General features: G+C 72.3%; 1 protein-coding gene and 1 pseudogene. Both read right to left on the bottom strand.

The genetic code is table 11. The features are described from left to right. The coding region (locus tag AC0IY0_RS28745) for a CsbD family protein (protein WP_147911044.1) at positions 1-200 on the bottom strand (200 nt) is incomplete at its 3' end. Positions 201-287: 87 nt separating this feature from the next. Beyond that, positions 288-716, bottom strand: a pseudogene (locus AC0IY0_RS28740) (PhnA-like protein); the annotation flags it as partial.

Raw genomic sequence — 716 nt, 5'->3', positions numbered from 1 at the left:
TGCTTGCCGGTGATCTTGTCGGCGAGGTTCTTGGCGCCGTCCTTGGCGTCGCCGACGGTCTTCTGCGCTTCGCCCTTGAGCTCCTGGGCCTTGCCCTCGGCCACGAGCTTGTCGTTGCCGGTGACGTTGCCGGCGGCCTGCTTGACGTTGCCGACGGCCTCGTTGGCCAGGCCCTTGATCTTGTCGGTGGTGCTGCTCATCGAAGGTCTCCTTGCGGGGTGCTGCGGGTGGCCGGCTCGTGCCGGTCGGGCGAGGTCCCCGCCGCGAGGGCGGGGACCGAGGGGGGATCAGGCGCGGCGGGCGTCGTAGGCGCCGACCAGGGTCTCGGCCTTCGGGGCGCCGAGGCGACCGCCGAAGAAGGCGGCCAGCGCGCCGAGGATCAGCGCCAGGGCGGCGTAGAAGGCGCCCTGCGTGGCGGCGGACTTGGCCGCGACGGCCGCCGCCTCGGCCTTCTGCTTGGCGGTGGCGACCGCCTGGTCGTACTGCTTCTCGTAATCCTGGATCTGCTGCTTGGCCTGGTCGACCGGGATGTTCTGGGCCTTGGCCAGGGCGTCGGCCGCGCGGGCCTCGGCCTGGGCCTTCTGGCTCGGATCGCCGGTGAACAGCGCCTTCACGGCGGCGACGGCGGCGTCACGGGCGGCCTGCGGGTCCTGGCCGGCGGCCTGCTGGCGGACCGTGCTCTCGATCCCGTCGAGCGGGTTCGTGATCTTGGACAG

The organism is Methylobacterium sp. AC315, assembly GCF_979253755.1.
The sequence above is the reverse complement of the archived record's forward strand: the minus strand, read 5'-3'. Positions and strand labels throughout refer to the sequence as shown.